At 39.5% G+C, this 1,136-nt stretch carries 1 protein-coding gene; it reads right to left on the bottom strand.

From position 1 onward, the window contains the following. A partial coding sequence (gene sucC / locus AC1DDX_RS27665) for an ADP-forming succinate--CoA ligase subunit beta (RefSeq protein ID WP_477623068.1) occupies nt 1-1,136 on the bottom strand: 1,136 nt, incomplete at both ends.

Here is a 1,136-nt window from a genome sequence, read left to right as displayed (position 1 = left end):
TTTTAATGCTATCGCCGAGAAAACTTTTAATCCTGAGTCATCTATTAATTGCTTAGCTTCAACAGCATTTGTTCCTTGTAAACGGCAAATAATAGGAACCGGAACATCTCCAATTTCTTTATATGCATCAATAACACCTTGGGCAACACGATCACAACGAACAATACCACCAAATATGTTAATTAAAATTGCTTTTACATTCGGATCTTTAAGGATGATGTTAAAACCAGCTTTAACCGTTTGTGCATTTGCAGTACCACCAACATCTAAAAAGTTAGCCGGTTCTCCACCTGCAATTTTGATGATATCCATAGTAGCCATTGCTAAGCCTGCTCCATTAACCATACAGCCAACGTTCCCGTCAAGTTTAACATAGTTAAGGTTTGATTCGCTTGCTTCAACATCAGTAGGATCTTCTTCCAGTTTATCACGCATTGCCGCGTAATCCGGATGACGGAATAAGGCATTCTCGTCTAAATCTACTTTCGCGTCAACTGCGATAATTTTATCATCAGATGTTTTTAGAACAGGGTTGATTTCAAACATTGAAGAATCAGTGCTATCGTAAGCTTTGTAAAGTGCGGTAACAAATTTTACCATTTCTTTAAAAGCCTGACCGCTTAGACCAAGGTTAAAAGCTATTTTGCGAGCTTGAAATCCTTGAAGACCAACTTTAGGGTCAATTTCTTCTTTGAAGATCAAATGAGGAGTATGCTCAGCAACTTCCTCGATATCCATTCCACCTTCAGTAGAATACATAATTATGTTTCTTCCGTTAGCGCGGTTTAACAATACGCTGATATAGAATTCTTTGGTTTCAGATGCACCTGGGTAGTAAACATCCTGAGCAACTAAAATTTTGTTAACTTTCTTTCCTTCCGGACCAGTTTGTGGAGTTACTAACTGCATACCTAAGATAGCAGAAGCTCTTTCCTTAACCTCATCAAGGTTTTTGGCAAGCTTTACACCACCGCCTTTACCTCTACCACCAGCGTGGATCTGAGCTTTAATTACAACCCAGTCAGAATTGTAGTCAGTTTTCATTTTTTTAGCAGCTTCTACAGCCTGCTCTACCGTGTCGGCTACTACACCTTCTTGTACTGCTCTACCGTGTCGGCTACTACACCTTCTTGTAC

It is taken from the genome of Pedobacter sp. 10L46_2 (assembly GCF_056395165.1).
This window is presented reverse-complemented; position numbering and strand designations above follow the sequence as displayed.